Source organism: Bacillus sp. JJ664 (assembly GCF_036962205.1).
Classification (GTDB): domain Bacteria; phylum Bacillota; class Bacilli; order Bacillales; family Bacillaceae_G; genus Gottfriedia.
The window spans coordinates 1-2,930 of record NZ_JBALMS010000197.1 but is presented as its reverse complement, the minus strand read 5'-3'; the positions used below and the strand labels follow the sequence as shown (position 1 = coordinate 2,930).

The 2,930-nt window shown below is 31.9% G+C and carries 3 protein-coding genes and 1 other annotated feature; of the genes, 2 read left to right on the top strand and 1 reads right to left on the bottom strand.

Annotation, left to right across the window (positions count from 1 at the left end):
• The first annotated feature begins 210 nt into the window (after positions 1–210).
• Both V7056_RS20100 and trpS read left to right on the top strand, forming a co-directional pair.
• Positions 211–585: a DUF3899 domain-containing protein gene (locus V7056_RS20100; RefSeq protein ID WP_499704158.1), complete on the top strand. Its 375-nt coding sequence runs from the start codon at positions 211–213 to the stop codon at positions 583–585.
• A gap of 57 nt (positions 586–642) precedes the next feature.
• Positions 643–874, top strand: a binding site (T-box leader).
• Between the two features lie 58 nt (positions 875–932).
• A complete protein-coding gene (trpS, locus tag V7056_RS20095; RefSeq protein ID WP_499704157.1) occupies positions 933–1,928 on the top strand; it encodes a tryptophan--tRNA ligase in 996 nt (331 codons plus the stop codon).
• Between the two features lie 38 nt (positions 1,929–1,966).
• On the opposite strand, the gene V7056_RS20090 is transcribed toward trpS, so the two are convergent.
• The gene (locus tag V7056_RS20090) at positions 1,967–2,719 is read right to left on the bottom strand and encodes a YjbA family protein (RefSeq protein ID WP_087999971.1); all 753 of its coding nucleotides are present in this window, start codon (positions 2,717–2,719) and stop codon (positions 1,967–1,969) included.
• Positions 2,720–2,930 lie beyond the last annotated feature (211 nt).

The window sequence follows — 2,930 nt, the reverse complement described above, 5'->3', positions numbered from 1 at the left end:
AATTTTATTATACATTTTTAATTGATTTTTACAACAATTTTGACAAACAAAATTTAATAATTTGTTAAAATTAGCTGAATACTCATAAAAATGTTTACTATTTGTTATTTTATTGTAAAGTTAACTTGTAACGGCTTACAATATTATTATAATATAACATTATTCACCGTACAATATTTTTTTCGATTTGAAGGAGGAGCATTAACAAACATGTCCAAACACTATATTCTATCACTATTATCATCGATTATTTTAGCGATAATCCTAACTTTCATTCAAGGAACAGCTGATTTTTTCCTTCATTTGACAAACATTATTTTCTATATCGGACTAACATTATTTGTGGTAGGTGGTTTTCTACTGATCGTACAAAGCGGTTTTTTCAACATTACTCGATATGGGATTAGAAAAGTATTTAGTTTAAGAGATGAAAAAATTGCCAAAATGACTGGTGACGAAACATTAACTGTAAAGAAAGAGATGCTATACAGACGTTATTCATTTACTTCTACTAAGCCATTATTAATGGCAGCCATTACTTTAATCATTTTATCTGTTGCATTTACTTTCATTATTATTTCTTAATCATGTATCAACGTCTTGAAAATTGAATATAATTAAGATATTATCAATAGAAAGAATAGTATGGCTATGACGAAGAGTAGTACACAGAATTTGCATGTTTAGAGAGCTTGTGGTTGGTGTAAACAAGCCATGTAATCTGATGGAATGGACTTCCGAGCTTCGAACCGAACAATTTAACAAAAGTAGGCTTCGACGTAACTCTAACGATAAAAGAGAGCATGTTTTCATGCGTGAGTGATTCCCTGATTTGGAATAACTAGAGTGGTACCGCGGTATAATCGTCTCTATTTAATAGAGAGATTATGCCGCTTTTTTATTTTTTCAAGGCAAATAGGAGGTAAATTAACATGCAAACAATTTTTAGTGGTATTCAACCTACATCAAGTGGTGGTATTACATTAGGTAACTATTTAGGAGCAGTAAAACAATTTATCGAATTACAAAATGACTATAACTGCTATTTCTGTATTGTCGATCAACATGCAATAACTGTTCCTCAAGACAGATTAGCTCTTCGAAAAAACATACAAAGTCTATCAGCTATTTACGTTGCAGCTGGTTTAGATCCTGAAAAGTCTACTATCTTTATTCAATCTGAAGTACCTGCACACGCACAAGCTGGATGGATGATGCAATGTATTTCCTACATCGGTGAATTAGAACGCATGACGCAATTTAAAGACAAATCAACTGGTAAAGAAGGCGTATCAGCAGCTTTATTAACATACCCACCATTAATGGCTGCAGATATCCTTTTATACGGAACGCATTTGGTTCCTGTAGGTGATGATCAAAAACAACATTTAGAGCTAACAAGAGACCTTGCTGAACGATTTAACAAGAAATACAACGATATCTTTACAATACCCGAAGTAAGAATTAGTAAAGATGCAGCAAGAATCATGAGTCTTGCTGATCCAACTAAAAAAATGAGTAAATCTGATGAAAATCAAAAGGCAACAATCTTTGTCCTAGATGATCCAAAGGTAATCGAAAAGAAAATTAAAAGTGCAGTGACAGATTCAGAGGGTATCGTGAAATACGATAAGGAAAATAAACCAGGAATCTCAAACTTACTAAGCATTTACTCGGCATTTACTGGCGAATCAATCTCAGAATTAGAGAATAAATATGCTGGAAAAAATTATGGTGAATTTAAACAAGACGTTGCAGACGTTGTCGTAGCAGGTTTAAAACCACTGCAAGAGCGTTATAAAGAAATCATTAATTCAACTGAATTAGATGAAATCTTAGATAATGGTGCTTCTAAAGCTAATCTTGTTGCAAGTAAAATGATTAAAAAAATGGAAAATGCAATGGGTCTAGGTAGAAAAAGAAAATAATGTGCAAATAAAAAAAGCTGCTAAACTAGCAGCTTTTTTTAATTAACTTTTTGTTCATGTTCCATTTCCCATAGTTTTTCAAAAAATGGCTGACCTTTTACAATTCGACCACAAAGTTGTTCATGACGATCAGACCATCCGCTCTTTATCTCTTCATATAATTGAGTCCAAATATCTTCAAATGTAGAATCTTGAATATGTTGATACGAAGTTGGATTCCATTCTGTATACCAATATCTGATTTCAGAAGGATTTTTAGACGAATGAAGCTGATCTAAAGCCATAAACAATAATTGCTTTAATTGTCGTTCTTTTCGAGTTAACCCGCTCATGATCACTGGGGAAGGAGAAAGTATATGATGCTCTTTTTGCTCCTCATTTAAGAAGCTTAAAAGATTATAGCTATTCCCTTCAACCTCTGCAGTCATATCATATACCATTTGTTCCTGCCTTGGAATTAGACGACTTTTTCTAATTGGAATATTGTACCCAATTGTATCAACTGCAATAATTCCATTTCCATCAGTTACAACAAAGCAATAATCTAACTGAATGCGTTCATGATTTTTTCTTACATAAGACTTTTGAAATACTTCTGTTAATAGACCGGATGGAAGCTCTAATAAATCATTTTCAATATACTGAAATAACTCTGGAGTAACTTTAATGATTGGAACTTGGTCTAATAATTCAACACTGTCATCTTTTCTCCATTCGAAAAAGTGACAGACATTGTAACCATTTTCTTCACCTTCAAACCAATTAACCCATACATCATGTAAATACAACATTTACTACCCCTCACTTCACAACTGTATGTAACTTTCAGTATGGTCAGTGATTCACTAAATTATTCCATTTATCCACTGAATTACGAAAAGTGTTCTTCAAACAGGATGTTTTTAGTCTTCTATTTTAGAAAAATTGAATCGATTCATACTCAAAATGATAGATATTAATTGTCTACTTATCTATATTTATAAATGATAAATAATATGAAAT

Coding starts and splice junctions, on each gene's coding strand:
- V7056_RS20100 (WP_499704158.1), top strand. CDS start 211: ATGTCCAAACACTATATTCTATCACTATTATCATCGATTATTTTAGCG.
- trpS (WP_499704157.1), top strand. CDS start 933: ATGCAAACAATTTTTAGTGGTATTCAACCTACATCAAGTGGTGGTATT.
- V7056_RS20090 (WP_087999971.1), bottom strand. CDS start 2,719: ATGTTGTATTTACATGATGTATGGGTTAATTGGTTTGAAGGTGAAGAA.